Genomic DNA, 1,317 nt, shown 5'->3' on the forward strand with positions numbered 1-1,317 from the left:
GACCCTGTAACAGATTCTGTGTAACTGCCACTTAGTTAATATGTCTTTCGAGGCGTTCCTCGAACTCGATGATAAATCGACTCATCGCCTGACGCCAGTTTTGAATGGGCATTGTCCATTTTTTACTGGCATCTTTAATCGCAAGGTAAACCATCTTTCTTGCTGAATCATCACTCGGGAAGATTTTTCGCTTCTTAATCGCTTTCCTAATCACACTGTTAAGCGACTCTATCGCATTGGTTGTGTAGATTGCCTTTCGAATATCCTCATGATAATTAAAAAGCGTATTTAGATTTTGCCAATGATTGCGCCATGATTTTGTAATCTGCGGGTACTGGCTATCCCAGGCATCGCCGAAGCGCTCTAATTCAAGTAAGGCTTCATCTTCTGTAGCTGAACGATAAACGCGCTTGAGCTCTGCTGTAACGGCCTTGTAGTCTTTCCATGAAACATATTTCAATGAATTTCGCACCATATGCACAATACACAGTTGAATGTTGGTTTGAGGGAAGACTGTATTGATTGCATCAGGAAAGCCTTTTAGGCCATCAACACACGCTATGAGGATGTCTTCTACACCACGCTGTTGAAGTTCGGTCAGCACATTTAACCAGAATTTGGCACCTTCATTCTCGGCAATCCACATTCCCATCAACTCTTTATGGCCTTCGGTATTTATTCCCAATGCAAGAAAAATGGATTTGTTGATAACCCGTTTATCTTGGCGAACTTTAACGACGATACAGTCTAGGTAAACAATAGGGTAAATAGCGTCTAGAGGGCGAGATTGCCATTCAATTACCTGCTCAATAACCGCGTTCGTGACACGAGACACCAACGTAGGCGATATCTCAGCACCATACCATTCATCAAATGCACTGACGATTTCACGGGTACTCATACCCTGCGCGTAAAGCCTGAGGATTTTATCGTCCATGGACGTAAAGCGGGTTTGGTTCTTTTTGACCAACTTTGGCTCAAAGGAGCCTTCACGGTCACGAGGAGTATCGAGTTCAAATTCACCATCTTCAGTTTTAACTCGTTTAGTACTTTTACCGTTGCGACTGTTTGTAGAAGTTGATTTATGGTGCTTCTCATAACCTAGATGCTCATCCATCTCTGCATTTAGTGCCGCTTCAACGGTGATTTTCTTGAGCATCTGGCTAAATTCGCTTAGGTCCTCAGGGGTTTTAATCCCTTTGGCGGCTTCTCTTGCGAAAGCTTCAAGTTCTTTCTTATTCATGTTCATCTGCCTATCCTTAACCCATCTATAGGGTAATTTGAGATAGGCAATTACACAAAATTAGTTACAGTCTC

1 protein-coding gene is annotated in these 1,317 nt (G+C 42.7%); it reads right to left on the bottom strand.

Annotated elements, in window-relative coordinates:
- Window positions 1-31: 31 nt before the first annotated feature.
- Window positions 32-1,243 (bottom strand): IS256 family transposase, encoded by a 1,212-nt coding sequence (locus F9Y84_RS21795; protein WP_147391493.1) that lies wholly within the window; start codon window positions 1,241-1,243, stop codon window positions 32-34.
- Window positions 1,244-1,317 lie beyond the last annotated feature (74 nt).

This window comes from Pseudoalteromonas peptidolytica (assembly GCF_012641745.1).
Classification (GTDB): Bacteria; Pseudomonadota; Gammaproteobacteria; order Enterobacterales; family Alteromonadaceae; genus Pseudoalteromonas; species Pseudoalteromonas peptidolytica.